Below are 579 nucleotides of genomic sequence, written 5' to 3' on the forward strand. Positions count from 1 at the left end.
AGAAGGTTGTAACAAACCACGTTGACGAAGATGGTAACCCAATTGCACCGCAAGAAGAGGGTACAACACCTAACAAGTCAATCCCAGGATATGAGTTCACAGGTAAGACATATACTGATGGTGATGGTAATACATATCATGTTTACCGTAAGGTAAGCAACTCTGTTGCACCAAAACCTGAAACTCCTGCAACTCCAACACCTCAAGCGCCTGCGACACCAAAACCACAGGCTCCTGCAGCTCCAGCTACACCATCAGCTCCAGCAACAACTGCTAAAGCTGGTGCGGCTCAATTGCCAAATACTGGTGAAGCTTCATCATCAGCAGCAGTACTTGGTGCAGGTATGCTTATCGCAGCTCTTGCTCTTGCAGGTAAACGTCGTCGTAACGAAGACTAATGAGTTTTAGTAGTAGAAGGATTCCCCCTTTACTATATAAAATGAAAAAACAAGAAAAGAATGACTTTTCGGAAAAATGGTCCTTTGGACCATTTCAGACTGAAGACAAAGTCCTTAGAATTTATTTTCTAAGGGCTTTTCTTCGTATTTAGGAGTATAATATAATAAAAAGGACTTGTGA

Annotated in this window: 1 protein-coding gene; it reads left to right on the forward strand. The window is 42.1% G+C overall.

What is annotated here, in order from left to right; genetic code table 11:
* Positions 1–398 (forward strand): LPXTG cell wall anchor domain-containing protein (locus RFK25_RS11515; RefSeq protein ID WP_332413549.1); only part of this gene is annotated, 398 nt, incomplete at its 5' end.
* Between the last annotated feature and the right edge of the window lie 181 nt (positions 399–579).

Origin of the sequence: Streptococcus sp. SS-4456 (assembly GCF_036680365.1) — a bacterium.
Lineage (GTDB): Bacteria > Bacillota > Bacilli > Lactobacillales > Streptococcaceae > Streptococcus.